Annotated in this window: 23 protein-coding genes; 14 read left to right on the forward strand and 9 right to left on the reverse strand. The window is 46.7% G+C overall.

Features of this window, described 5'->3' with window-relative positions; translation table 11 throughout:
- Positions 1–19 precede the first annotated feature (19 nt).
- Positions 20–556 carry a hypothetical protein gene (locus NIES2104_RS18330; RefSeq protein ID WP_058999715.1) on the forward strand — a complete coding sequence of 179 codons (537 nt, stop codon included), beginning with the start codon at positions 20–22 and terminating at the stop codon, positions 554–556.
- Here the strand turns inward: NIES2104_RS18330 and NIES2104_RS18335 are convergent.
- Together NIES2104_RS18335 and NIES2104_RS18340 are read right to left on the reverse strand one after the other, a co-directional pair.
- On the reverse strand, positions 549–1,949 hold the full coding sequence (locus NIES2104_RS18335; RefSeq protein ID WP_058999716.1) for an amidohydrolase: 1,401 nt from the start codon (positions 1,947–1,949) through the stop codon (positions 549–551). The genes NIES2104_RS18330 and NIES2104_RS18335 overlap by 8 nt on opposite strands.
- A gap of 28 nt (positions 1,950–1,977) precedes the next feature.
- Positions 1,978–2,568 carry a cytochrome b/b6 domain-containing protein gene (locus NIES2104_RS18340; RefSeq protein ID WP_058999717.1) on the reverse strand — a complete coding sequence of 197 codons (591 nt, stop codon included), beginning with the start codon at positions 2,566–2,568 and terminating at the stop codon, positions 1,978–1,980.
- A 226-nt stretch (positions 2,569–2,794) separates the two neighbouring features.
- On the opposite strand from NIES2104_RS18340, the gene gap reads away from it, so the two are divergent.
- The 3 genes from gap to NIES2104_RS18355 all read left to right on the forward strand — a co-directional run bounded on the left by gap (position 2,795) and on the right by NIES2104_RS18355 (position 4,336).
- A complete protein-coding gene (gap, locus tag NIES2104_RS18345) occupies positions 2,795–3,823 on the forward strand; it encodes a type I glyceraldehyde-3-phosphate dehydrogenase (protein WP_058999718.1) in 1,029 nt (342 codons plus the stop codon).
- A 76-nt stretch (positions 3,824–3,899) separates the two neighbouring features.
- On the forward strand, positions 3,900–4,118 hold the full coding sequence (locus NIES2104_RS18350; RefSeq protein ID WP_058999719.1) for a type II toxin-antitoxin system HicB family antitoxin: 219 nt from the start codon (positions 3,900–3,902) through the stop codon (positions 4,116–4,118).
- Positions 4,115–4,336, forward strand: coding sequence for a type II toxin-antitoxin system HicA family toxin (locus NIES2104_RS18355; RefSeq protein WP_058999720.1), 222 nt, complete (start codon positions 4,115–4,117; stop codon positions 4,334–4,336). Before NIES2104_RS18350 ends, NIES2104_RS18355 begins: the two co-directional genes overlap by 4 nt.
- A gap of 54 nt (positions 4,337–4,390) precedes the next feature.
- On the opposite strand, the gene NIES2104_RS18360 is transcribed toward NIES2104_RS18355, so the two are convergent.
- Positions 4,391–4,948: a Uma2 family endonuclease gene (locus tag NIES2104_RS18360; protein WP_058999721.1), complete on the reverse strand. Its 558-nt coding sequence runs from the start codon at positions 4,946–4,948 to the stop codon at positions 4,391–4,393.
- 18 nt (positions 4,949–4,966) lie between these two features.
- Positions 4,967–7,249 (reverse strand): ATP-dependent helicase, encoded by a 2,283-nt coding sequence (locus tag NIES2104_RS18365; RefSeq protein WP_058999722.1) that lies wholly within the window; start codon positions 7,247–7,249, stop codon positions 4,967–4,969.
- Between the two features lie 73 nt (positions 7,250–7,322).
- Between NIES2104_RS18365 and NIES2104_RS18370 the strand changes: the two genes are divergently transcribed.
- Positions 7,323–7,709, forward strand: a complete 387-nt coding sequence (locus tag NIES2104_RS18370; RefSeq protein ID WP_058999723.1) for a DUF1824 family protein — start codon at positions 7,323–7,325, stop codon at positions 7,707–7,709.
- 183 nt (positions 7,710–7,892) lie between these two features.
- On the opposite strand, the gene NIES2104_RS18375 is transcribed toward NIES2104_RS18370, so the two are convergent.
- Positions 7,893–9,167 carry an ABC transporter substrate-binding protein gene (locus tag NIES2104_RS18375; RefSeq protein ID WP_058999724.1) on the reverse strand — a complete coding sequence of 425 codons (1,275 nt, stop codon included), beginning with the start codon at positions 9,165–9,167 and terminating at the stop codon, positions 7,893–7,895.
- A 37-nt stretch (positions 9,168–9,204) separates the two neighbouring features.
- Here NIES2104_RS18375 and NIES2104_RS18380 point away from each other — a divergent pair, with 37 nt between their 5' ends.
- From NIES2104_RS18380 to NIES2104_RS18400, 5 genes are all read left to right on the forward strand, one after another.
- Entirely contained in the window at positions 9,205–10,446 is a 1,242-nt protein-coding gene (locus tag NIES2104_RS18380; protein ID WP_058999725.1) for an ABC transporter substrate-binding protein, read from the forward strand.
- Positions 10,447–10,490: 44 nt separating this feature from the next.
- Complete coding sequence (locus NIES2104_RS18385; RefSeq protein ID WP_082690133.1) at positions 10,491–11,330, forward strand: carbohydrate ABC transporter permease; 840 nt, start codon at positions 10,491–10,493, stop codon at positions 11,328–11,330.
- Positions 11,330–12,166, forward strand: coding sequence for a carbohydrate ABC transporter permease (locus NIES2104_RS18390; RefSeq protein ID WP_058999727.1), 837 nt, complete (start codon positions 11,330–11,332; stop codon positions 12,164–12,166). The genes NIES2104_RS18385 and NIES2104_RS18390 overlap by 1 nt, the downstream gene beginning before the upstream one ends.
- A gap of 44 nt (positions 12,167–12,210) precedes the next feature.
- Positions 12,211–13,011: a YebC/PmpR family DNA-binding transcriptional regulator gene (locus NIES2104_RS18395; protein ID WP_058999728.1), complete on the forward strand. Its 801-nt coding sequence runs from the start codon at positions 12,211–12,213 to the stop codon at positions 13,009–13,011.
- A 272-nt stretch (positions 13,012–13,283) separates the two neighbouring features.
- Positions 13,284–14,504, forward strand: coding sequence for an FAD-dependent hydroxylase (locus NIES2104_RS18400; RefSeq protein ID WP_059001874.1), 1,221 nt, complete (start codon positions 13,284–13,286; stop codon positions 14,502–14,504).
- Here NIES2104_RS18400 and NIES2104_RS18405 read toward each other — a convergent pair whose 3' ends face one another.
- Positions 14,505–15,251: a hypothetical protein gene (locus NIES2104_RS18405; RefSeq protein WP_058999729.1), complete on the reverse strand. Its 747-nt coding sequence runs from the start codon at positions 15,249–15,251 to the stop codon at positions 14,505–14,507.
- A 258-nt stretch (positions 15,252–15,509) separates the two neighbouring features.
- Here NIES2104_RS18405 and NIES2104_RS18410 point away from each other — a divergent pair, with 258 nt between their 5' ends.
- The 3 genes from NIES2104_RS18410 to NIES2104_RS30915 all read left to right on the forward strand — a co-directional run bounded on the left by NIES2104_RS18410 (position 15,510) and on the right by NIES2104_RS30915 (position 21,005).
- Complete coding sequence (locus NIES2104_RS18410; protein WP_058999730.1) at positions 15,510–18,263, forward strand: AAA family ATPase; 2,754 nt, start codon at positions 15,510–15,512, stop codon at positions 18,261–18,263.
- Between the two features lie 185 nt (positions 18,264–18,448).
- Positions 18,449–20,185 (forward strand): serine/threonine protein kinase, encoded by a 1,737-nt coding sequence (locus NIES2104_RS18415; RefSeq protein ID WP_058999731.1) that lies wholly within the window; start codon positions 18,449–18,451, stop codon positions 20,183–20,185.
- 22 nt (positions 20,186–20,207) lie between these two features.
- The gene (locus NIES2104_RS30915) at positions 20,208–21,005 is read left to right on the forward strand and encodes a D-alanyl-D-alanine carboxypeptidase family protein (RefSeq protein WP_072218098.1); all 798 of its coding nucleotides are present in this window, start codon (positions 20,208–20,210) and stop codon (positions 21,003–21,005) included.
- A 14-nt stretch (positions 21,006–21,019) separates the two neighbouring features.
- Here the strand turns inward: NIES2104_RS30915 and NIES2104_RS18425 are convergent, their stop codons facing one another.
- Positions 21,020–22,303, reverse strand: coding sequence for a Glu/Leu/Phe/Val dehydrogenase (locus NIES2104_RS18425; protein WP_058999732.1), 1,284 nt, complete (start codon positions 22,301–22,303; stop codon positions 21,020–21,022).
- Positions 22,304–22,468: 165 nt separating this feature from the next.
- Between NIES2104_RS18425 and NIES2104_RS18430 the strand changes: the two genes are divergently transcribed.
- Positions 22,469–22,906: a hypothetical protein gene (locus tag NIES2104_RS18430; RefSeq protein WP_058999733.1), complete on the forward strand. Its 438-nt coding sequence runs from the start codon at positions 22,469–22,471 to the stop codon at positions 22,904–22,906.
- Here the strand turns inward: NIES2104_RS18430 and NIES2104_RS18435 are convergent.
- Both NIES2104_RS18435 and minE read right to left on the reverse strand, forming a co-directional pair.
- Positions 22,888–23,739, reverse strand: a complete 852-nt coding sequence (locus NIES2104_RS18435) for a shikimate dehydrogenase (RefSeq protein ID WP_058999734.1) — start codon at positions 23,737–23,739, stop codon at positions 22,888–22,890. The two genes, NIES2104_RS18430 and NIES2104_RS18435, sit on opposite strands and share 19 nt — an antisense overlap.
- A complete protein-coding gene (gene minE / locus NIES2104_RS18440; RefSeq protein WP_058999735.1) occupies positions 23,720–24,112 on the reverse strand; it encodes a cell division topological specificity factor MinE in 393 nt (130 codons plus the stop codon). The genes NIES2104_RS18435 and minE overlap by 20 nt, the downstream gene beginning before the upstream one ends.
- Positions 24,113–24,122: the final 10 nt, after the last annotated feature.

Consider the following 24,122-nt stretch of genomic DNA (forward strand, 5'->3'; position numbering starts at 1 on the left):
GCGTATTGATCCTTTCAGCATGACGACAGAACAGCGTGATCTCGCAGTCCGAGAATATCAAGCCGGAAAAGCTGCCTTCGAGCGGGGCGATTATCGGCAGGCAGTGACGTATTTAGAGCGATCGAATGCTCTGGTCGCTCCAGGTTCCAGATTGAGCGGCGAGATGCAAATTTGGCTAGTGACGGCTTACGAAGCGGCAGGACAGCGATCGGAAGCGTTAACCCTGTGCCGAAAAGCTTGCCAGCATCCCGATTTAACCACTCGTAAGCAAGGCAGACGACTGTTATATATTCTGGAAGCTCCGCGATTGAAAACGCGCCCGGAATGGCTGACGGAGATTCCAGATCTAGGTGCGATCGACGAAAACGAATCCGATCGCGATTTTGGTCGATCGAAATTCGCGCCAACGACTCCTCGAAAGCGACCGGAGAAAAAAGTGTCGATCGTGCCTGAAGAAGTTGATTTAAGCCAGGTGAATACCAAAGACAATGGCTTTATCTGGGTTGCGTTGATTGCGGGAATTGCGATCGTCGCTGGATTAGTTTGGTTTAGCTAAGACCCATCACAGAGCGATATCGGGCTTCGGTTTCGGCAACGGCGATCGATTTGCGTTTCGGAGTCCATTCGCTTTGATCGAATAGTTTTTCCTTCAGCTCCTCAACATTCACATTGCAGATTTGATGATCACTGATCGCAGATTTACCATTGACCCACGCATGACTGACCACATTCACAGGACGACCGAGCACTAAAAGCCCGATCGGATCAGTTCGAGGCAGTAAAGATAGTGATTTCAAGTCATACATCACGAGATCCGCTTTCTTGCCCACTTCCAAAGAACCAAACTGATCCGATCGATTCAATCCAGTTGCACCTCCAAGCGATGCCATCTCTACAGATTGCCGTGGTGTGATCCAGTGTTGATAATCAAAGTCTGTCACCGAATGCAAAATCGAACCAATTTTGATCGCCTCTAGCAAATCTTGAGAGTCATTGCTTGCAGAACCATCACACCCAAAAGCAACATTCACGCCAGCTTGACGGTACTTCAGAATCGGAGCAATTCCACTGCCTAAACGTAAGTTGCTCAGTGGATTGTGAACAACCGTCGATCGCGTTTCTGCCATGAGTTTAATGTCATGCTCATCCAACCAGACACAGTGAGCGAGAGAAGTTTTTTCACTCAAAAAACCAATGTCTTTGAGATGCTGTACTGCACTACAGCCATACTTTTCACTCGCTAATAACTTTTGTGCTTTGGTTTCGAGTAAATGAGCATGACGACTGAGATCATAGCGATCGCTTAATTCAATGCACCCCTCAAACAACGCATCTGAACAAAGCTGAATGCCCGTCGGAGCCACCATAATTTCAACACCTTCCTCCGGGCGATGGAATTGTTTCACCGCTTCCTCAACTAGTTCCAATGTGGCTTGTGTCGGTCGCACATAGTCCCCGCGACTGACTTCATCGCCACCTGTGGGAATGCCTGCACTTAAATCCTCATCTTGAATCAAAGGAGCAATAAAAGCACGAATTCCAACATCTCGATAGCCTCGATTTGCAGCCGCGATCGTTTCAATCTCTAGTCCTGGAATCAGCACTAAATGATCAACAACTGTAGTTCCCCCGGTCATCAATGTTTCGATCGCAGTTCCAACCGCACTCAGATAAGCTTGCTCTGGATTGAGCGGTGTGAATTCATAGAGTTCTGCGAGCCAAAGTTCGAGCGGCAATGGCGGAATGATGCCGCGCTGCCACATCTCAGAAGAATGGGTGTGAGCATTGACAAATCCGGGTAGTAGTAGCTTGTTTGTGCCATCGATCGCGGTTCCGATGACTTCTAGCTTCGGCGCGATCGCGACAATCCGATCGTTTTGAATCTGCACATCAACCGCTTCATATCCCTCACCTTTCGCAATCAAAACGTTCTGGATTGTAAAACTCATGAATCAGCCCCGATTAAAGCAGACATTGTTATTTAACTCGATCGCGCAGTTGGTTGAACCAAAATTTCGGATGGTCATCGGGACGTACTTTTAAGCTACTCATAGATAATAAAAGCGTTACGCCTCCGACCTTTGCGCTCATTAATAGATGTAGTGCTAAACACACCAACATTGTCGCCCACGAAAGTAAATGTAGAGAATACGCCAAATGATGCAATTCTCCAGTTGGCAACCAGGTTTCATCCATCAATTTCCCGCTAATGGCTGCAAATGCGATCGCACCTAACATTCCTGTATTAACCAATCGCTGTAGACTAATCCACCAAATCGGTTTTCTCACTTGCGATAATTGTCCGATCGAGTCTTTCTGAATCAATTTCTTCCGACCGAGCCAAAGACTATAAATCACAAAGAGTGGCGCAAACAGAAAAAACATCAATCCGATCGTGCCGTGGTAATCAATGATCGGATTAATTCTTGGTAGCGGAATCTTGCCAAAACGCCCATCGAACGTGTTGTACGCCCAGTAGCCCGTAATCAAAGCACCAATCACAAACAGAGCATTCACACCATGTAGAAACCGGAGTAGTGAAGATTGATAAGGTTTGGTGCGCGACATTTTTTCTGCTCCAAAAAAGTTCTTTTATTGATATAGCGCACAATGCTTAAAGAAGTTGGAGCATAAGCAATGAAAAATCCGCGATCGAAAGTGAGCATTCGTTAACAAAATGGCTCAACCGTGAGGAAAAGATTACATCTATCGAACTGATTAGATAAATGCGATAGCGTGAGGAAACACCAAAAATTTGACGTGTCTCTTCTCTTAAAATTTGGAGTTTTTTCCAATGGCTACTGTGAAAATAGGGATTAATGGTTTCGGGCGGATTGGTCGCCTGGTGTTTCGTGCAGCGCTTGAAAATCCAAGTATTGAAGTTGTCGGAATTAATGATCTCGTTCCGCCGGATAATTTGGCGTATTTGTTGAAGTACGATTCTACGCATGGTGTCCATTCCGCCAAGATCGAAGCAAAACCGGATGGCATCATGGTCAACGATCGCTTTATTCCCTGTTTTGCGATGCGGAATCCGGCAGAGCTACCTTGGGGCAATCTGGGAGCCGATTACATTGTCGAATCGACCGGACTCTTTACCGATTTTGACAGCGCCTCAAATCATGTCAAAGCGGGCGCAAAGCGAGTCATTATCTCTGCTCCGACAAAAGATCCAGAGCGGGTCAAAACCTTGCTGATGGGGGTAAATCACGATTCGTATGATCCCGAAAAAGATACGGTTGTCTCGAATGCAAGCTGCACCACGAACTGTCTTGCTCCAGTGGCGAAAGTGTTGAACGATCGATTTGGTTTAGTCGAAGGTTTGATGACCACGGTTCACGCGATGACCGCAACACAGCCGACGGTCGATGGTCCGAGTAAAAAAGACTGGCGTGGTGGACGCGGAGCCGCTCAGAACATCATTCCTGCCGCAACTGGAGCCGCTAAAGCGGTCACATTGGTTCTTCCTGAATTGAAAGGAAAACTGACTGGAATGGCGTTTCGTGTGCCGACTCCGGACGTTTCGGTGGTTGACTTAACCTTCAAAACTGAGAAAGCGACGAGCTACAAAGAAATTTGTGAAGCGATGAAAGAAGCTTCAGAAACATCGCTCAAGGGTGTTTTGGGCTATACCGATGAGGAAGTGGTTTCGACTGACTTTCAGGGCGATCGTCGATCGAGCATTTTCGATGCAGGTGCAGGAATCGAACTGAATTCCAACTTCTTCAAGATTGTCTCTTGGTACGACAACGAATGGGGCTACTCAAACCGCGTGATCGATCTGATGACCACGATGGCGAAGAAAGACGGCATCCTGAACTAAGTTGAATCAAAATGGGGATCATGCGATCCCCACCGCAATATCGCTAAAATAGTCAGCAGCGACATGGTTTGCACGAATGAACCAACAGACGAGACAGGTTATTTTATCTAGGGATGAAGACGGCGTTTGGATTGCAGAATGTCCAAGCTTGAAAGGTTGCAATAGTCAAGGACAAACGAAAGAAGAAGCATTATCGAATATCAAAGAAGCGATCGCTGGATATGTCGCTGCTCTGGAAGAAGATGGCTTGCCTGTCCCAGAAGATCATTTTGAAGCGTTTTTGGTGGTTGTGTGAGCAAGCTGCCGAGTGTTTCCGGGAAAGAATGTGTCAAAGCGCTAGAGAAAATCGGCTTCTATCAAAAACGACGAGAAAGCAGCCACATTATTATGCGGCGAGATGAACCTTTTGCTCAAATCGTTGTTCCAGACCATCCAGCGATCGCAAAAGGAACATTAAGAGCAATTATTCGAGATGTTGAGTTGAGCATCGAAGAGTTCGTCGCATTGTTGTAGCGAAGAAGTTGGGAAAGTATCTTTGTACTTACTAACAGGCTCCTAAAAAGTTTTTTATGCTTCGAGGCAGCTAAAGATTTGTCCAACCGTTGGAGTAAGACCTTTGGCAAACTTTGGAACATCAATCTGTTCGTTGGGTGTTTCCAGGTCGTAAAGTTTAACGAGTCGAGAGGGAAAGTAAACAAGGATTGCGTTCTCTTCAGGATCAATAATCCATGTCATTTGTGTTCCATGCTCTAGAGTGTGTAGCGTTTTCTTGATGAGTTTCGTGCTTGGAGTCTGAATTTCGATCGTCCAATCTGGAGCAAGACAAAACTCTTTTGCTACTTTGCCATCTGGATCACGAGGAATACGATCCCAAGTGAATATGGCAATATCAGGAACAATTGCTCGATCGTCGAAGACACAGCGCAATTCGAGAAAAACACGAGCAATCTTCTTATTCCTCAATTCAGAACCAATCATAGAACTCAATTCGCCCTGAATTGCACTTCGCTTTCCCGTGGGCGTTGGTTTCTGAATGATTTGACCATGAATAAGCTCACTTGCAGGCTTAGTGTCTTGCAGCTTTAGAAACTCTTCTAGCGTAGTTGGGGTAGGAGTTTGAGCCATGATTGACATCTTGCACTTCTAGAACTCTACATCATCTTCCTCTTCGTCGGTTTCGCCAATTACTGAGAGCGGGAACTGCTGCTTTAAAGCGGGGATCACAGGGCAGGGTTTACGATCGTCTAAATTTTCCGGTTTGTTCCAACTAAACGGCGCTTGCTTTGCCGCAGACATCCACAACAATCGTTTTGCTCGTGTCATGGCGACATAGAGCAATCGAAACTCTTCAGCGGTTTTTAAGTATCCCGCTCGTTCCCACGCTTCTTCGGTGTTGGGAATGGGTTCTTGATGTACGATCGCTCTAATTTGCGCTCGTGCGACTTCAGAAAGTGTGAAATCGCCTAAAAACTGCATTGCAGGCGGAATGTAGAGTGAACCCGGAATCATGTTCTCGTGCAGGAATGGAATAAATACATAGTCCCAGTCCAGACCTTTCGCTTTGTGCATTGTGATCACTGTGATCTGACTGGGGCGAACATAGCGATCGTCATCTTCAGCTTCGACAGGTTCAAATCGCTCTGAACTCACAATGTCGTTGAGTACTTCTAACAATGCTGTGAGCGAATTTTCTCTAGTTTGCTGCATGATGCGCTCTGCGAGTTTATCCGCCGTTGCTAGTTCGGTTTGCTCATAGTTCAAGGTGTAAGCTAGAAATGAGATTAACTGATAGAGGGGAAGTTCTAATCTGGCTCTCAGTAAACTGGTACAAAAACGGCTGGCTTGCTGAACTTGCGGATCTTGAGGGGGATCAAGGGGAGCAGGATAAAGAAACTGTTCTGGGAAAGTGATCAGTGCGTTGAGATCTTGATTGGGAATGATGCGACGACCGACGAACACAGATAAAGCAGCTTTGAGATTGTCTGGGGAATGAGGTCGATCGAGAAATTGCAGCAATGAAAGCATCTCTGCTGGAATGTGTGATTGTCGATCGCGCATTCCCACTTCAAAGACAGACAGTTTCTCATCAAACCAGCGGGATAGTTCTCGAGCTACAAATCGCCCTTGATCATTGGTACGAACTAACACAGCAGCGGTTCGTTCTGGATAAGCGTTGAACAATGCGATCGCTCTTTTTCCAATCCATTCCACGCTTTGATGCACATCTTCTGGCGTGTGAATCTCAAAGCCTAATCCTTCAGGGTTGGGATTTGCATCGGCTTGTGGATCGTTTGCTGAAACGGGATGGATCATCTGCGATCGAAAAGGTGCTGTTTCTTCTTTGCCGTAAGTTCGATTGACCCAATTTAGAACATAGTTTGCGGCTTCGAGAATGATGCGGCTACTGCGACCTGCTTGGTTCATTTCGGCTAGACGATTCTCGATCGAACAAGTCTGACAAAATTCTCGAAAGAACACCGGATCAGCGGGTGTAAAGGTCGAATTAATGGCTTGATTCGGATCGCCAACCCGAACTAAGTTTTGATTGTTCGATTCTGGCTCAGCGGCTAATAGTTCTAGTAGCTTTGTCTGGAGTGGGCTAGAATCCTGTGCTTCATCTTCAAACACAGCAAATACTTGAGATTGCCAACGAGCACGAACGGTTGGGTGCTCTAACACTCGTAGCGCACCTAAAACCATCTCATCGTAATCAATAAAGTTCCGGTTCTGTAATTGCAGTTGATATTGTTCGTAAAGTCCTGCTGCAATTGACAGAATTGAATACTCATCTGATGAAATTTGATTGCGTAGCTCGTCCGGTAGCAATCCCGAACTTTTCGCTTCTCGAATGACTGTCTCTGCTAATGCAGGTAAGACTTCAGTTCTCAAAACGGCTTGTCTTCGGAGTCTTTCGGTTTCTTCTCCGTCGAATTGTTGCCCTTCTAATAAGCGTTGATAGAGATTTGGATTGAGTCCTAACCACTGTTCTACGCTGGTGCGAATCAATCGACTTCCTTGAGTTGGAGTAATCAGGATTGAATCGGGACTGAAGCCCGATCGCTCTGGGGCACTTCTCGCGATCGACCAAGCTAATCCATGCAACGTATGAACGACAAAGCCACCTTGAGGTAAGCTGAGTTTTTTCAAATACTCGCGAATTTTCGATTTAATATTGGCGGCTGCCGATCGCGTAAATGTAACCACCACTAATTGGTGACGGCTGTGGAGTTGATGACGTGCGATCGCAACGGCTGCCGCGACTGCCATCCCGGTCGATTTTCCGGCTCCGGGAACCGCTGAGACTGCTAATCGCCCTTCTTGCCAATCTGCAATTTCTCGCTGTCCGGGGCGTAACGTACTTCGCAGCGATTGGAGCAGCTTTTCGCGCAGTTCTAACACATTGGAAACAACAGGATCGGCAGTCATAAGATAAATAGAAAACTTGTACTACTACTTTAGACGGTAAACTAATTCGATCGTAGACCTCAAACCGAAATTCATGACGCGATCGCAAGCTGAAACTATTTTGCGGCAATTTATCTGTACCGAACGATCTTCTGAACCGCTCGATTATGCCGCAATTCGAGAAGCAGTCTTCATCGTGGCAGATTTGTCTGATTATCAAATTCTCGGAATCTGTGCAGAAACGGCTGAAGAGGGATTGAAAGCGCTTTCGAGCTATACGAGTGCGTTGAAATATGATGTACCCGAAACGCGATCAATTCCCGGAACGATCTATATCAAATTCAATCCGTTGACGGGTCGATCGCACATGGAACCGTATGCTGGAGAGCATCGCGGTGCATTAGTATCCTGTCAGTCCGCATTTGACGATGGCGTGAATGAAACGTTTGGACATTTGCCGCTGGATTTGTTCGACCAATAATAAACCCAGACCGGAAACCGATCTGGGCTTGGGTTTTTATGAACCTGCCTTAATGAAGTTTGGCGGGCGTTTTTGGTAACTTGGAATACCTTTCTTTAGTAATTTCATCTTACAAAACACATCTCAGATCTGGTGGAAAATCACATTCTTCTTTAACAATTGATACGTTGCTTAATAACTCCGCTAGTTCATGAAAATCAGATCTAATCGTTGCTGTGATGCTTTTAGCGCGTCTTCAGGGGTGGCTTGATCGAGTAATGTGGCTTCGATCGCTCGCCCTAAATTATCCGAAATCCGGTTGTAGCCTGGAAAAATCGGACGCGATCGCCCAAATTGCGCTTGACTCAAAAACACATCGACTGCTGGCTGTTTGGAGCGAAATTCCTTGTAAGCCTGACTTTCTCGCGATTTCAAGTTCGTGGGTAGGTAACCAGTCCCGATCGCCCATTCGGTCTGAAACTCCTCGCTCATGACGAATTCCGCAAACTTAAACGCAGCTTGTTCTCGCTCTGGAGTCGATTTGAAAAAGAAGAGATTTTCGCCCCCGATCGCGGTTCCGGCTTGCGTCCCTTTCGGAATCGGCAACACTCCAAAATCAACTTTGGTCGCTTGCAGTTGTCCGAGCGTCCAAGGTCCTGAAAGCTGCATCGCGACTTTACCTGCTAGAAATCCATCGAGTTCATAGCCGCGTTCGGGTTGAGATAGAATTGCAGAGCCGTCTTGCATCAAATCGCGCCAGAACTGTAAAGCTGCGATCGCGCCTGAATTTGCAATATTGACTCCGGTTTGTGATTCCAATACGCCACCCCCACTAAACATAAAGGGCAGCCAAGTAAAAACCGTCCATTCTCCTTTTCCTAGCGGTAGCAGCATTCCATATTGATCCGCTTTTCCATCATTGTTTGTATCGCGGGTCAATTGTTTTGCTACTTGCCGAAATTCCGCCCAGGTTTGCGGTAGTTCTTTCACGCCTGCCGATGCGAACAAACTCGGACGGTAATAGATACCGACATTGTTTGTGCTAAAAGGAATTGACCAGGCTTTACCCTCAAATTGCATCGTATTAAGTAGAGCCGGATCGAGTTCGGATTTGAGCGGGGAAGCGGCGAACAAATCGTCGATCGACCTTAGCGCATCGAGTTCTATTAATTGCCCGGTGATCATCGGCGCAAACCACAACATATCCGGTGCAGCATTTCCAACCACTGCCGCGAGAATTTTCGGCATTTGCTGGTCGCCCTGTCCGACATAGAGCGATTCGACTTGGATGTTGGGATTTTGTTGATTAAAGCGATCGACCAATTTCTGCAACACGTCCCGATTCGGCGGCGGGTTCACCCCTTGCCAGAGAGTCAGCCGAATCACGTTCGAGGATTGGGCAGGCTGACAAGCGACGAGGGTAAGACAAAGCGCGATCGTAAAAACAAATTTCAGCAAATGGGCAAACCGTAGCGACATGATTAGGATGAAGAAATCACAATTCACTGAATAGTGTATGAGAAAGTTGATTCCAAGTTCGATCGCGATCGCGTTACTTTGCTTCACGGTGGGTTGTCGATCGAACAATACAAATCAAGTTGAAATCACTTTAAGCGGGTGGCAAGCGAATCCAAACGAAGGTAAATTACTCGATCAAACAATTCGAGAATTTGAAGCAAAAAATCCAACGATTAAAGTAAAACGAGAAGTAATCAATAGTCAATATATGGATGTGATTAGAACTCGTTTGATCGGAGAAGTGGCACCCGATGTTTTTTATCTAGAAGCGTTTGAAGCACCAACTTTAATGAAATTCGGTGTATTAGAGCCGCTGAATTCTTATATCAAACCAGACTTTAAGCTGAATGATTTTGAACCCAATTTATTAAACGCATTCAAGCGCGATGGAAAGGTTTATGGCATTCCAAAAGACTTTTCAACGCTGGCATTATTCTACAATTCAACTGCTTTGAAAAACGCAGGCATCACTCAACCACCGAGAACGTGGGACGAATTGAGAACAGCCGCGAAGAAATTAACCAGTGACAAAAACGGCAAAATCGATCGCTACGGAATGGGTGTTGTTCCAGAATTGCCTCGTCAGACTTTCATGATCAAAGCCTTCGGTGGGCAGCTTGTAGACCCGAATAATTATGCTGCATTTGCCAGTCCAGAAGGGCTGAAAGGCTTGGAGCTTGTGATTGATCAATATCGGCGCGATCGTACTGCGGCTCAGGCATCCGATGTCGGAGCGAACTCGAATAGTGAAGCCTTTGGACAGGGACGAGTGGCGATGACGCTCGACGGCGCTTGGGCGATTCCCTATCTCAAAGAGACGTTCCCCAAGCTGAAGTTTCAAACCGCAGAAGTTCCGAAAATTAACGATCGACAAGGCACAATGCTTTACACGGTTGCTTATGTGATGAATCGCCAATCAAAACAGAAAGATGCAGCTTGGAAGTTGATCCAATACCTAACCGATGAAGCAGGAATGAAACGATGGGCAAATCAAGGAGTCGCATTACCGTCTCGGCGATCAGTCCTTGCGGGATTGAACTACGATCGTAATCCGATTTATTCGCCGTTTGTGTCCGGTGCAAAATACGGAACCATTTGGCAGGCGGGCGAAACATTGCCAACCATTGTGACCAGTTTTGATAATCAATTTGTGAGCGCATTGCTCGGACAGCAACCGTTACCTGAAGCGATGAAACGTGCTCAAGATACTGCAAATCGAGAAATTTATTTATCAAGATGATCTCAAAACAGAAAAATAGAGAAGCTTTATCCGGTTACGCTTTTATGACACCTGCGATCGTGATTCTAGGTGCGTTTCTTGTATTGCCTATTATTTGTGCGATCGTCCTTGCCTTTTATCGCGTTCAACTCCTCGGAGAAGTTGATTTTCGCTTTGCTGGATTACGCAACTTTATCCGAATTCAAGACGATGAACGAGTTTGGATCGCGCTACAGAATACGATTCAATATGTCCTGATTGTTGTGCCCTGTCAAACGATTCTTGCGCTACTTCTTGCCTTATTACTGAATGCTAAAATTCGCGGCAGAAGTTGGTTTCGAGTTGCATTCTTTTTGCCTACTGTGACCTCTTCAGCGGTGCTTACTCTGATTTTTATGTGGATTTATAACTCGAACGGGTTATTGAATAATTTTCTGAGCTTTTTAGGATTACCAACTTACAATTGGCTCGGTGATCCAGAAGTTGCACTGAAAGGAATCATGCTGATGAATATTTGGGCAACCGCACCTTTATTCATGGTGATTTATTTAGCTGCACTGCAAGATATTCCAGAAAGCTTGTACGAAGCGGCTTCAATTGATGGGGCAACGACTTGGGAAAAGTTCTGGTGTATTACATTGCCGTTTCTAAAACCTGTTACTTTCTTCGTAATTACGATCGGGATTATCGGCACGTTCCAATTGTTTGATCAATCCTACATTTTCTCGAATGGATCAGGTGGACCGGATAACTCAACATTAACGATCGTACTTTTGATTTATCAATATGCGTTCAATCGCTTGGATATGGGATATGCACTCGCGCTTACCCTAATTCTTGCCCTCACGATTATGATCGCAACGTTGATTCAACGGTATTTCTTTAAAGAAGAGAGCTTAGATTAATGCTAAAAACACAGAATTTTCGCTGGTGGATTTGGTTGATGTATGGAGGATTGACCCTTTATGCGATCGTCACTTTTATCCCGTTTCTCTGGGCGCTTTCTGCCTCATTCAAACCACTTTCTGAAATCTCAGCCAGCGGTACAAACTTTATTCCTCAAGAATTCACGCTTGAGAATTATCGGCAGATTTTCTTACAAGAACCGCTGTTTGGCAGATGGTTGCTGAATAGTGCGATCGTGGCAGTTTTCGTCACCCTTTTCAATCTCTTATTCAACTCAATGGCAGGATACGCGCTGGCTCGAATTCGATTTCCTGGAAGTAGTTTACTATTCTTCTTAATTCTGGCAGTTCTCGTTGTCCCTGCTCAAATCACATTACTACCTAGATTTCTGATTCTTAGATCATTAGGCTGGCTGAATTCTTATCAAGGATTAATTGTTCCAACAATGGTAAATGCCACCTTCATTTTCATGATGCGGCAGTTTTTCATCAACTTTCCAAAAGAATTAGAAGAAGCCGCACAACTTGATGGGCTAAATCGATTTGAAACTTTTTTTCAAATTGTTCTACCGTTAGCAAAACCTGCTCTAGCAGCTCAAACAATTTTTATTTTTATGAGTTCGTGGAATGAGTTTCTATTGCCGCTTGTTGTGATGTCGAATCCTGAAATGTTCACGTTACCGATCGGCTTAAATGCCTTCAAAGGTCAATACGTAACGTTCTGGAACTACATCATGGCGGCTTCGATGGTGTTCACGCTTCCCGCACTTGTGATTTACGCCTTTTTCAATCGCTATTTCATTCAGGGAGTCACCTTTACCGGAGGCAAATCTTAACTTTTTCGATATCCTATTAATCGCACTCGTTACGACTTGTAGGTATGGCAGGACATAGTAAATGGGCGAACATTAAACGCCAAAAAGCGAGAGTAGACGCAAAACGAGCGAACGTTTTCACCAAAGTTTCCCGTGAAATCATTGTTGCGGCTCGAAATGGCGTTCCTGACCCGGCAGGAAACTTTCAGCTTAGAACCGCGATCGAGAAAGCCAAAGCCGCAGGCATCCCCAACGAAAACATCGATCGTGCGATCGCCAAAGGTGCGGGCAAACTCGGCACTGATGCCCCACTTGAATCGATTCAATATGAAGGCTACGGAGCGGGCGGCGTTGCTGTTTTAATCGAAGCCCTCACCGACAACCGAAATCGGACGGCTGCCGACCTCAGAGAAGCCTTTAGTAAGAACGGCGGGAATTTAGGAGAAACAGGCTGCGTCGGCTGGATGTTCGAGCAGCGGGGCATTGTAGAGTTGTCCTTCGCACCCCAGAAACGGGGACGCAAAATCGAAGAAATCTCGATCGACGAAGAGAGCCTCCTCGAAGCCTGCCTCGAAGGGGGAGCCGATTCGTACGAATTGATCGAAACCGAAGACGGACAAGCCGCAGAAATTTTTACCACCGTTGAGAACTTAGAAAATCTGAGTCAAAGCCTCAAAGATCAGGGCTATACCGTTTCTCAGGTTGAACTGCGCTGGATTCCGCAAAATACGATCGAAGTCATTGATCCTGATCACGCCCGATCGCTTCTGAAACTCATGGACGCACTCGATTCGCTCGATGATGTTCAAAATGCGACCGCGAATTTTGATATTGCAGAAGAACTGATGATGGCAGCGATCGCATAAAAAAAGCCCCGTAGGATCTCTGGATGCCCCCATCCATTGTCCTTCGGGGTGTCTGTGCTCTATTCGATTCTTAGAATAGAGTGAGACTGATCTCACCCGCTTCATCCAAACCGCTCACCCAACTGGGTGAACTTAAGATCGCTAAACCCCTCGCAAATCAGCACATTGGCGGAATTTCCCTCATAAACTCAGCGGGCGAAACATATACTCTGATTGCTCGGATCAGAAATTTACGCGAGAATAGACGTAAAGTTTCGTATCGCTTGACAGCTATGCAATTCCCGGAGCCGAGAATTTCTGAATACGATATCGCGATCGTGGGCGGCGGTGTGGTCGGAACGACGTTCGCCTGTGCTCTAAAAGACTCTGGATTTCGAGTCGCACTCATTGAAGCTGAACTCAAATCACAGGCGGTTTCTCGTTCTCAGGCTTATTCGATCTCGCTGTTATCAAGTCGGATTTTTGCAGGAATGGATGTCTGGCAGCAAATCCGCTCTCAAGTCGAAACTTATAAGAAAGTTCGCCTTTCCGATGCGAATCACTCCACCGCTGTTCAGTTTGCACCACCGGATATCGGAACGGAAACATTGGGCTATGTGGCAGAACATCGGGTATTGATTTCTGCGCTTCAGGAACAGTTGCAAACTTGCGCGAATGTGGATCTGCTCTGTCCTGCAAAAGTCATTAAAACGGAGTATCACACCGATGATGTAGTGCTCGATGTGCTGCTGGATGGAGAAGTCAAACAAATTCGATCGCGGTTAGTTGTCGCTGCGGATGGATCGCGCTCTCCGCTGCGTCAACAAGCGGGAATCAAAACCTTCGGCTGGCAATATTGGCAAGCTTGTGTGGTGGCGACGATGAAGCTCGAAGTCCCCCACAACAACACCGCTTATGAGTGGTTCTGGCATACCGGACCCTCTGGAATTTTGCCCCTGCCGGATAATCGTTGTCGGATTGTTTGGACGGCTTCACACTCAGAAGCGAAAGAATTGTTAGCAATGGACGATCGCGAATTTGTTGCAGCCTTCAAACAGCGATACGGTGCTCATTTTGGGACACCGGAAATCGAAGGCGATCGCTATCTTTTTCCCATCCAATTGATGCACAGTCGTGAATATGTTCGATCGCAGTTAGCGTTGATCGGAGATGCGGCACATAGTTGTCATCCGTTGGGCGGTCAAGGCATCAATATGGGAATTCGAGATGCTGCCGCATTGGCGCAAGTCCTTCAAACCGCAAAGGAGCGCGGCGAGGATATTGCGAGTGTGCGGGTGCTAAAACGATATGAACGCTGGCGACAGTGGGAAAATCTGATCATCTTGAGCATTACCGATTTACTAAATCGAACTTTTTCAAATCAGATTTTCCCGATCGTGCAGCTTCGCCGCTTCAGCTTGTGGTTTTTGCAGAACATTCAGCCAATCCGATCGATCGTCTTTCGCGTCATGTCAGGTTTAACAGGACGTGCCCCGCAACTCGCTCAACGATGATCATCTGAGCATCGGAGCGAGGGCGGGAGGAAAAACATTGCGATCGGATGATTCCACGGCGATCCGCACATAAGCCGAAATCCATCGGAAATGTCCTGCGGTGGCAAGCGAAATTGGCACCTTGCTAAACAAAATCACCGCAAATAAATTGCCAGAAGGCAACATACCGCCAAATCCTAAAACCGATTGGATCTTATAAGGCACGACAAATTGAGCTTGAGCGGGAATGTGAGGGCTTCCGACCGCCTCCGGGACATAAAACACATTGAAGGCTTTATGCGAGACTTTCGTAATTAGCGTAGGGGCGGTGTCAACGACCGCGCTGATTTCTAAGCCGAACTGTTGAATCAGTTGCAAAATCATTGGAGCGCGATAAACGAAATCCTCATCGATCAGAGGAATCGCTTGATGCCCGGTGGAATCTCGTCGATCGTTCCAGTATTTTTCATCGCCTGCGGTGGCGAGTAGCGTTAAACATTTGGTCGCTCTGATAATCGATCGACCTTTCAAAATCGCCTGTGCTGATTCTTGTAGCTCTAGACTGAGATCGCCATATGGATGAGTTTTGAAGAATCGCACTAATGCACAAGCACTTTGCCCAGTGCGGGGATCGATCAAATTCTCATACAGGTAGCGCACCATTCGATTCGCTGTTTCTTCCATACTGTGCGATCGCTCATCCATATTGCGGAGTTTGATCGCACAGTGCCGCATATCGTCTTTTGTGAAATTTGCGAGGTCGTACATCGGAATTCACTCACTCAGGTCGCCTAGCTTTTATTCTTTCATGTTCCTAGAATTCTCGGTTGTCTCCGGATGCTTTTTCTGTATGATTTTCAGCGATTCACTACAATCGTGTTTGAACCGTGAATTTTCAGGGGTGAAAGTGTTTAGGATGAACTTTTATGCGATCGAAATTAATTCTCGAATGCCCGGATCGACGTTAAAATCGATTCCATTCCCGATTGTGGATCAGAACATCTGATCTGCCGTAAAATCAACAGTATGGAAATTCTCTCGGTTAGCCTGACCAACTTCAAGTTTCATCGCGATCGCGCTTTTTCGTTTCAACCGGGGACGAATGCGATTTGTGGTGAGAATGGAGCCGGAAAAACGAGCATTCTTGAAGCGATCGCGTGGGTGTTGTTTGACTATTCGGGCGCGTACACCAAAGAAGATTTGATTCGCAACGGTGCCAATAGTGCTCAAGTGCGGGTGAGCTTTATTTCGAGTCGAGATCAGCGGACGTATGATATTAATCGCTGTACTCGATCGAGCTATACGATCTACGATCCAGAACTCGGCGAAAAGCTAAGCTACACCAAAAAAGAAGATGTGCTTCCTTGGTTGCGCGAACATTTGGGAGTACCAGCGGGAACGAACTTATCTCAATTGTTTCGCAATACGATCGGAGTTCCACAAGGAACATTCACTGTAGATTTTCTCGGAACTGCCGAAGAGCGAAAGAAAGTTTTTGACCCGATTCTGAAAGTCGAAGAGTACAAGAAGGTTTACAAAGAGTTAGGCGACTTAGAAAAATTTGCCAAAGCTCAATCTGAGAAGCTAGAACGTGACATTCAACAGTATGATGAACTGCTCCTGGAATGGGACGACCTGAGCCAACAGAAGCAAACCCTGAGCAGGACAATCCAGCAGATTCAAACCGATCTGAAGCAATGGGAAGAACAATACGATCGACTAAAATCTGATCAAGAAAAGTACACGGCAATTGCTTCTCAAGTTCTTCAACTAACAACCAATCTCGAATCGATTTCGAGTCGAATTCGTTCTGAAGAACTGAACGTCGAACGTCTCAAAACTGAACTAGAAGCGGCTGAGAAATCTGTCAAAATTTGCACAGAGCGGCGTGATAGTTATCAAGCTTACTTACAAGCAGAACAAGCCCTTCGAGAATTCGATCAAAGTCGATCGCAACAAGAACAACTGATGCGCGATCGTGCAAAACGTGCGAATGCTCTCGGTGCGTGTGAATCGAAAATTGCAGTACTCGCGCAAAAAGAAGAACGTCGATCGCAGCTTGAAGCCGACCTAAAACAGTTAGAACCGCTGATCGAACAACAATCTGAACTTGAGCAAAAACAAAAACAGCTAAGCGAACAACTTCAAACTTGTCAAAGCTGGAAACAAACCCTTCAACGCGACGAAAAACGACTTGCACAACTTCAAGCTAGTCAAAGACAACTGAGCGATGAGATCGAGCGCTTAGAAGGATTAGGCGCGATCGTCAAACAAATTCCCCAACTCGAAGAACAACAGCAACGCTACCAGCAACAACTCAGCCGCATTGAAGCTGCTACCCAATTTGAGGCGGACTTGCGGCAGATCATGTTGCAGGCTCAAAAGCGTGGAGACATCCAGACTCAACAAGTACAAGCGGCAACCGCCACCCTAAAAGAGTTGCAAGCCACACCGATTTGGCAACCCCGAATTGAAGCAGTCCTAACCGCACTCGAAAATAGTTCAAAGTTTAACCGTCATCTGATGCAAGACCTTCAAGGTATTCTGGATGATTTATCTCAGCAAACAGTTGTCGATCGCTTAAAACAATCGCTCAAAGAAACTCAGAACCAGCTTAAACTCTATCGAGACCACGAAGCTCAGTATCGCGGACTAGAGGCTAAATTTGATCAAGAAGAAAAGCTTGATGCTGAAGTTGTAGAACTACGATCGCTGATCGCTGAACATCAATCCCAACTGATTGCAGAACCGGAACTACAAGCACAGTTAAACAAAATCACAGAACAGTTAACAGGTTTAGAAAATCCCCGCGATCGCAGTCGTTATCTCGCCCGCGACCTAAAGAATCTCTCTAGTCTTGAGACTGAACGCGCCCTATTGCAAACTGAATTTGATACTGCTCAAGCGGCAATTACCAAGATTGACTCCGATTTGCAAGCATTCGAGAATTTAGCAGAGCAGATTCAAGAACAACAGAATTTACGCGATCGCGATCGATCGGACTATCAAATCTATCTCGAACATCAGAAATCTGCCAACAGCTACAAAGAGCGCAAAGCTCAACTCGAAGAAGCGATCGCACAATTAGAACACTATCAAGACCAACTCAAATCATTCACTAATCAAAAAGCGCAACTCGAAGAAACCTATGATCCAGAAGAAGTAAAACGAATTAACACAGACTATCAAGAAGCCAATCGCCAAAAGATTTCGCTCAGTACAACACTCCCGATCGAGAAGCAGCGTCTAGATGAATGCGAAACTAGACTGGCTAAGCTACAAGTGACTCAACAGAATCGATCCGAAGCTCAAACGCAACTGAAACAAAAACAGAAAACCGATCGATTTATCAAATTTGCGCGGAAGTCCTACAAAGAAGCGGCACCAAGAATCACTGAACGCTATGTTCAAACCATTTCTTATGAAGCCGATCGCTTATTCCGTGAACTAATCAATCGTCCGAATGTTGCCCTACAGTGGACACGAGACTATGAAATCGTGGTGCAAGAAGAAGCACATTCTCGCAGGTTTATTAATCTCTCTGGTGGTGAACAGATGTGTGCTGCGTTAGCAGTTCGGTTAGCATTATTGAAAGTTCTAGCAGACATTAACATTGCATTTTTTGATGAGCCGACGACGAACATGGATCGACCGAGACGAGAAAGTTTAGCAGAAGCGATCGGTAATATTAAATCGTTCCGTCAATTGTTCGTGATTAGCCATGACGATACTTTCGAGAAAGTCACTGAAAACGTGATTCTAGTCGAGCGAGAAACGTAAGCAACAAATTTTTACAGTACGATCGTTGAGAAAATCTGAAGAGTAGCAGGGACTTCATCAGACATCGCGACAATAGAAACAGCGATCGTGTCCCCAAAATTCACTGATCGATCGGAAATGAGTGCATCGAATCGTGTAGCTTCCCCTACGCTATCTATTCTCCTGCTCTTAACCATTGCATTGAAATGATTAACCAAACACCCTCTAGCCTGCTCAGCCATCGTTACAAAGTCCTCGGTCTTCTAGGCGACGGTGGTTTTGGTAAAACGTTTTTAGTCGAAGATACGCAAATTCCCTCAAATCGCCGTTGCGTCGTCAAACAACTCAAACCGATTCACGATAATCCTCAAATTCATCAAATCGTTAAAGATCGGTTTCAGCGCGAAGCAGCAATCCTAGAGCGTTTGGGTGATGGTCATGATCAAATTCCCCAACTCTACGCTTACTTTTCCGAAGATGAGCAGTTCTACCTCGTTGAAGAATGGGTCGAAGGAGATACCTTAGCTCAGAAAGTTCAAAACGAAGGCATCCAGTCAGAAGCGACAGTGCGATCGATTCTGATGAAGCTCTTACCGACGATCGCGTATGTACATCGTCAGCAAATCGTTCACCGCGATATCAAGCCTGATAACGTCATTTTACGGCGGCGAGACAGTCAGCCTGTCTTGATCGACTTCGGAGCCGTGAAAGAATCGATGAGCACGATCGTCAATAGTCAGGGCAATAGTACAAACTCGATCGTCGTGGGCACACCCGGTTATATGCCTGCGGAACAGTTAGCAGGTCGCCCCGTGTTTGCCAGTGACATCTATAGTTTAGGAATGACTGCAATCTATCTTCTCACTGGCAGAATTCCCCAACAGCTTGATACCAACCCGATGAACGGAGAACTAAGCTGGCAACAATACGCCCCCTCGATCACGTCAGAATTTGCAGCCATCATTAATAAATCGGTGCAGATGAGTGCTCATCTGAGATTTGCCACCGCAGTAGAAATGCTCTCTGCACTTCAAGCTTCATCGGTTGCCGCAACGATTCCCCCCACGGTTGCTCCTCCGATTACTCCGCCTCCGATTCCTGCTCCCTCAGACATTCACACTCAAGCGATCGCATCTATACCGACTCAAAATTCTCAACCTGTTTCAGTCGCCGCCGCTCCATCTGGAGAGTGGAAACGCTCTGTCATGATCGGGTGCATCATCGGCTTGAGCATTTTAGGAGGAGCTTTCATGCTGCGATCGCAACTTCCAGGAACGACGATCGCATCGAATCCTACCCCGTCCACCAGTCCCACTCCATCTGTCAGTCCTCCCACCACGCAACTCAAAGAGACACCGGCTCAACCTCTAAACAACAATCCACAACCAACCGCCCCTGATCCGGCTCCCGCTAAACCCCAACAACCCCAGGTTCCCTCTGCTTCAGAAGGCAACCAGAACGGAGATAGCAACGCCTCAATCATCGACAAAGATAGTTCAACCAATGTTCGCTCTGGTGCAGGAACGAACAATCCCGTCACCTACACAGCCCGATCCGGCGATCGCGTTTTCATCTCCGATAGTGCGCTTGATTCAGGTGGCTACCGCTGGTACTCTGTGCGATTTGCGAAGTCGGGTGTGACGGGATGGGTTGCAAGTCAGTTATTGAAGCTCGATCCGATCGCTCAGCCTGATCCGCCACAGAACCCAAATCCTCCTAAAACTGATGACACAAACGCCATCTTAGTGGGTGAGGCAGGCAGCAAGAACATTCGCAGTGGACCCGGAACGAAATTTTCCACCCTCCACATGGCATATCCCGGCGATCGCGTCCGAATTCTGGAAACGGCTCAAGATGCGGGCGGCTACACCTGGTACAAGGTTTACTTCCCCAAGTCCGGTGCAGACGGATGGATTGCAGCCCAATTAGTTAAGGTAGACTGAGGACGTTGATCACCGAGCAATCATGAAAGTTCAGATCAGTCTTGCTCAACTCCGCAATCTTGGAATCGCGATCGCGACCGCTGCGATCGTGATTGCGATCGGCTGGGTGATGCAACCCGAAGAAAACGCAGTCACTCAAGTCCCGTCTCCGGTCGCTGCCTCTCCCGCTCCGACCCTAACGACTCCAAAACCCACGATTCCTGCTGCAACCGTGTCTCCTTCTGTTGCTCCAACAGACCCGATCGTCAAACCTACACCCGTCGAGAAGCCTGCTCCTGTGGTGAAAACGCTCTACGGTCATTTGCCTTATCAAGAAGATGATCCGGCTCGATTGATCACGTTTGGAAAATATGTTCGTGGCTCTTATGAGCGACCAGAATCACTGGATCTTGAAGCAGCGGAAGCGTTCAAACAAATGGTAGCACTGGCACAATCTCAGGGTGTGAGCTTGATGCCGATTTCGGGATTTCGGACGATCGCGGATCAAAAAATTCTATTTGCGCGACAAATTGAACGGCGCGGAAGTGCGGAAGCGGCGGCGCGATTGAGTGCACCACCGGGACACAGTGAACATCACACCGGATACGCGATCGATATTGCCGACCAACAACAGCCCGACACAGATTTAAAGTACAGCTTTGAGCAAACGAAAGCTTATCAATGGTTGAATGCGAACGCTTATCAGTTCGGTTTTGAGCAATCGTTTCCGAAAAATAACTGGCAAGGCGTGAGTAATGAACCGTGGCACTGGCGATATGTAGTATCACCGAGAGCGGCTCAAATTTTTGCGATCGCGAAAGGGGGCGATCGAGCCAATTAGATGAAAAGTTGTCTTCAACGACTGGTGTAGTAATTGCGGGTGCCTTTGGCATCAATCGCTTCTCCTAATCGTTGCAGTGCGTGAACATAAGCCGCCGTTCGAATTGAGATTGAAAGTTCTTGCGCGATCGACCAAATTCGCTCAGCTTCCTCGACCATTTTCCGCTGTAGTGATTGATTGACTTCTCCTAATGTCCAGTACAATCCATTCCGGTTCTGTACCCATTCAAAGTAGCTCACCGTAACACCGCCCGCATTCACGAGAATATCTGGGAACACATAGATGCCTTTGTCCTCTAAAATTGCATCTGCACTAGATGTAATCGGACCATTTGCAAGTTCAAAGATGAGCTTCGCTCGAATGTTGTTTGCATTGGTCTCAGTGATCTGATTTTCTAAGGCAGCAGGGAGCAGAATATCAACATCGAGTTCTAATAGTTCTTCGTTGGTCATGCGATCGTGGTCTGCAAGATTACAAACACTCCCTTCACAGTACACCGCTTGAATTTCACGAGTCGAATTCTTATGCTGTCGGATACTCGGAATGTCTAATCCAGCTTCAGAATAGATTGCCCCTTTAGAGTCGCTCACCGCAACCACTTTATAGCCCGCCCGGTAGAGCAATTCTGCGATCGTAGCTCCCGCATTTCCAAACCCTTGAACAGCAACTGTAGTATCTTGCGGCTTCCGGTCAAACTTCGGTAACATTGCCTCAATCACAAACAGTGCACCCATTGCAGTCGCGGTATCTCGTCCCAAACTCCCGCCCATTGCGATCGGCTTTCCAGTTACGACTCCCGGTGTGTTCTGCCGTCGAATGATGCTGTACTGATCCATCATCCAGCCCATCACCATCGCATTCGTGTAAACATCTGGCGCGAGAATGTCGGTATCTGGTCCGATGAAATCTGCGATCGCGTCAATATACCCCCGACTCAATCGCTCCAATTCCAACTTTGATAAAGCTTTCGGATTGACTGCAATACCGCCCTTAGCTCCTCCAAACGGTAAGTTTAACGCAGCACACTTAAACGTCATCCAAAATGCTAACGATTGCACTTCATCTAGAGTGACATTAGGATGATACCTGACACCTCCTTTGCCTGCTCCACGCGAATCGTCGTAGCGCACTCGATAGCCTTGAAACACTTTCAGCGAACCATCATCCATCCGGACTGGAATTGCAACAGATAAGGAAGCTTTCGCGTATTTTAGAGACTCGATCGCATCTTCGGAAAGGGTCGTATATTTCAAAGCTTGCTGCAATCGTTGTGAGGCATCCGCTAATAGAGAAGACATCGCGACCTCCAGAAAAGGTACTATCAGCCTAGCAAGTTCGGTATCACGGCATACGGTTTTGATGCAGAAATTAACTCCGAAAAAATGAAGCGCAATCAAAAGCGGAGTTTGTCTCGGTGAACTTGTAGAGCATCTAAACTATTATCGATCGCACTCTAAATCGTCATGAAAACTGCTGTTGTCTTTGTCAGTTTATTTCTGTATGCGATTTCTCTTGCTAACCCTGTCTTTTACTTTATCCGCTCGGAATCTTCGGGCTATACTTCGCCTGAAGTTCAGCACGGAATCAGTGTGTTGCTTACAGCTTGGTTAGGAATCTTTTTCAGTCAATTTGGTTGGTTTGCTAATCCGCCCTACTTTCTGAGTCTTTTGTTTGTTTGGATGCAACATCAGCGAATCGCGATCGCGTTTAGTGCCCTCGCTCTTGTCGTCGGCATCACGAATACGATTTGGCTCTTTCACCAGACCCTACCCGCTGATGAGGCATTGATTAATAAAATGAAGCTACAGCACCTAGGGAGCGGTTATTACTTCTGGATAACCGCACTGATCATTCCGTTTGTTTGGAGCACAGTTCGATCGTTCTACTCGAAGCCAAGATGAACTCGTAACGATCTCCGCATCACCACATCAGGAACAGTCTGCTCTGTCCAAATTTCCAAAGCTGCCGCGCCTTGTTGGACGAGCATTTCTAAACCGTCGATCGCTTCAATTTCCCGCTGTTGTGCCTGTTGTAAAAATTTCGTCGGATTTGGCACATAAATCAAGTCGTAAGCGATCGCATTAGGTTTGATCAGATTCGCTTGCTCTTCAGTTAAAGGGGATTGATCGGAGTTGGGTGACATTCCGATTGGCGTAGTATTGACCACCAAATCCGCACGAGGCAGAAACTCAGAGAGTTGCTCCCAAGTGTGAACTGACAGCGAATCGAGTGACCAAGATCGAGCAAATTCCTGGATCTTCTCAGCATTGCGTCCGACTACATGAATTTCTGCAAATCCTAACTGATTGCAACCTGCTACAACGGCTCTCGCGGCTCCACCATTTCCAAGAATAAGCGCGATCGAGGATTTCCAATCTCGCTCTCTAATCGGTGCCATAAATCCAACAATATCCGTATTCGTGCCACACCAACCGCGATCGCTGTTCCAAACGGTATTCACGGCTCCGATCGCTCTTGCCACATCGGTAATCTCAGATAAGAGCGGCATGATCGTTTGTTTGTGCGGAATCGTAACGCTGAAGCCTCGGAGATCGATCGCACGAAAACCCGCGATCGCAGTGTTTAAATCTTCAGGTCGAATGTGAAACGGAACATACGCGAAATCGATTTGCATTTGAGCGATCGCCGCATTGTGCATGATCGGAGACAAGGAATGTTCGATCGGATCACCAATCACACCCAGCAGCTTTGTTTTACCCGTAATTCGATTCATTCTTCGGTGGTGCAGGCTTAGCGGGTTCAGTCTTGGGCGGATCTTCGGTTAAAACGGCTTCGGTCAGGGTTAAATCAAGCTGAATCCCATCTTCCGCAGGCTTATCATCCGTCATTGTCCGAATTCGTCGAATCGGAAGATTGGCGATCAAAGAAGTCGATCGCTGATGATTTTCCAGCGAAAACTCCATCCCTTCATCGAGTTCCACATAGCGCGACACCACATCGAGAATTTCCTTTCGCAACTCCTCAACCATATGGGGCGGTAAATCTGCTCGATCGTGTGCCAAGACCAACTTGAGCCGACGTTTAACATCCGTGCGGCTATTGTCCACAGTTCGAGAAAATAAGCGATCGAGAAATTCGGTGATCATGAGCAACAGA

Origin of the sequence: Leptolyngbya sp. NIES-2104 (assembly GCF_001485215.1) — a bacterium.
GTDB lineage: Bacteria > Cyanobacteriota > Cyanobacteriia > Leptolyngbyales > Leptolyngbyaceae > Leptolyngbya.

Coding starts and splice junctions, on each gene's coding strand:
- NIES2104_RS18400 (WP_059001874.1), top strand. CDS start 13,284: ATGCAATTCCCGGAGCCGAGAATTTCTGAATACGATATCGCGATCGTG.
- NIES2104_RS18435 (WP_058999734.1), bottom strand. CDS start 23,739: ATGAATCGAATTACGGGTAAAACAAAGCTGCTGGGTGTGATTGGTGAT.
- NIES2104_RS18330 (WP_058999715.1), top strand. CDS start 20: ATGACGACAGAACAGCGTGATCTCGCAGTCCGAGAATATCAAGCCGGA.
- NIES2104_RS18340 (WP_058999717.1), bottom strand. CDS start 2,568: ATGTCGCGCACCAAACCTTATCAATCTTCACTACTCCGGTTTCTACAT.
- NIES2104_RS18395 (WP_058999728.1), top strand. CDS start 12,211: ATGGCAGGACATAGTAAATGGGCGAACATTAAACGCCAAAAAGCGAGA.
- NIES2104_RS18410 (WP_058999730.1), top strand. CDS start 15,510: ATGGAAATTCTCTCGGTTAGCCTGACCAACTTCAAGTTTCATCGCGAT.
- NIES2104_RS18380 (WP_058999725.1), top strand. CDS start 9,205: ATGAGAAAGTTGATTCCAAGTTCGATCGCGATCGCGTTACTTTGCTTC.
- NIES2104_RS18385 (WP_082690133.1), top strand. CDS start 10,491: ATGACACCTGCGATCGTGATTCTAGGTGCGTTTCTTGTATTGCCTATT.
- NIES2104_RS18425 (WP_058999732.1), bottom strand. CDS start 22,303: ATGTCTTCTCTATTAGCGGATGCCTCACAACGATTGCAGCAAGCTTTG.
- NIES2104_RS18430 (WP_058999733.1), top strand. CDS start 22,469: ATGAAAACTGCTGTTGTCTTTGTCAGTTTATTTCTGTATGCGATTTCT.
- NIES2104_RS18365 (WP_058999722.1), bottom strand. CDS start 7,249: ATGACTGCCGATCCTGTTGTTTCCAATGTGTTAGAACTGCGCGAAAAG.
- NIES2104_RS30915 (WP_072218098.1), top strand. CDS start 20,208: ATGAAAGTTCAGATCAGTCTTGCTCAACTCCGCAATCTTGGAATCGCG.
- NIES2104_RS18360 (WP_058999721.1), bottom strand. CDS start 4,948: ATGGCTCAAACTCCTACCCCAACTACGCTAGAAGAGTTTCTAAAGCTG.
- minE (WP_058999735.1), bottom strand. CDS start 24,112: ATGATCACCGAATTTCTCGATCGCTTATTTTCTCGAACTGTGGACAAT.
- gap (WP_058999718.1), top strand. CDS start 2,795: ATGGCTACTGTGAAAATAGGGATTAATGGTTTCGGGCGGATTGGTCGC.
- NIES2104_RS18375 (WP_058999724.1), bottom strand. CDS start 9,167: ATGTCGCTACGGTTTGCCCATTTGCTGAAATTTGTTTTTACGATCGCG.
- NIES2104_RS18335 (WP_058999716.1), bottom strand. CDS start 1,949: ATGAGTTTTACAATCCAGAACGTTTTGATTGCGAAAGGTGAGGGATAT.
- NIES2104_RS18415 (WP_058999731.1), top strand. CDS start 18,449: ATGATTAACCAAACACCCTCTAGCCTGCTCAGCCATCGTTACAAAGTC.
- NIES2104_RS18350 (WP_058999719.1), top strand. CDS start 3,900: ATGAACCAACAGACGAGACAGGTTATTTTATCTAGGGATGAAGACGGC.
- NIES2104_RS18370 (WP_058999723.1), top strand. CDS start 7,323: ATGACGCGATCGCAAGCTGAAACTATTTTGCGGCAATTTATCTGTACC.
- NIES2104_RS18405 (WP_058999729.1), bottom strand. CDS start 15,251: ATGTACGACCTCGCAAATTTCACAAAAGACGATATGCGGCACTGTGCG.
- NIES2104_RS18390 (WP_058999727.1), top strand. CDS start 11,330: ATGCTAAAAACACAGAATTTTCGCTGGTGGATTTGGTTGATGTATGGA.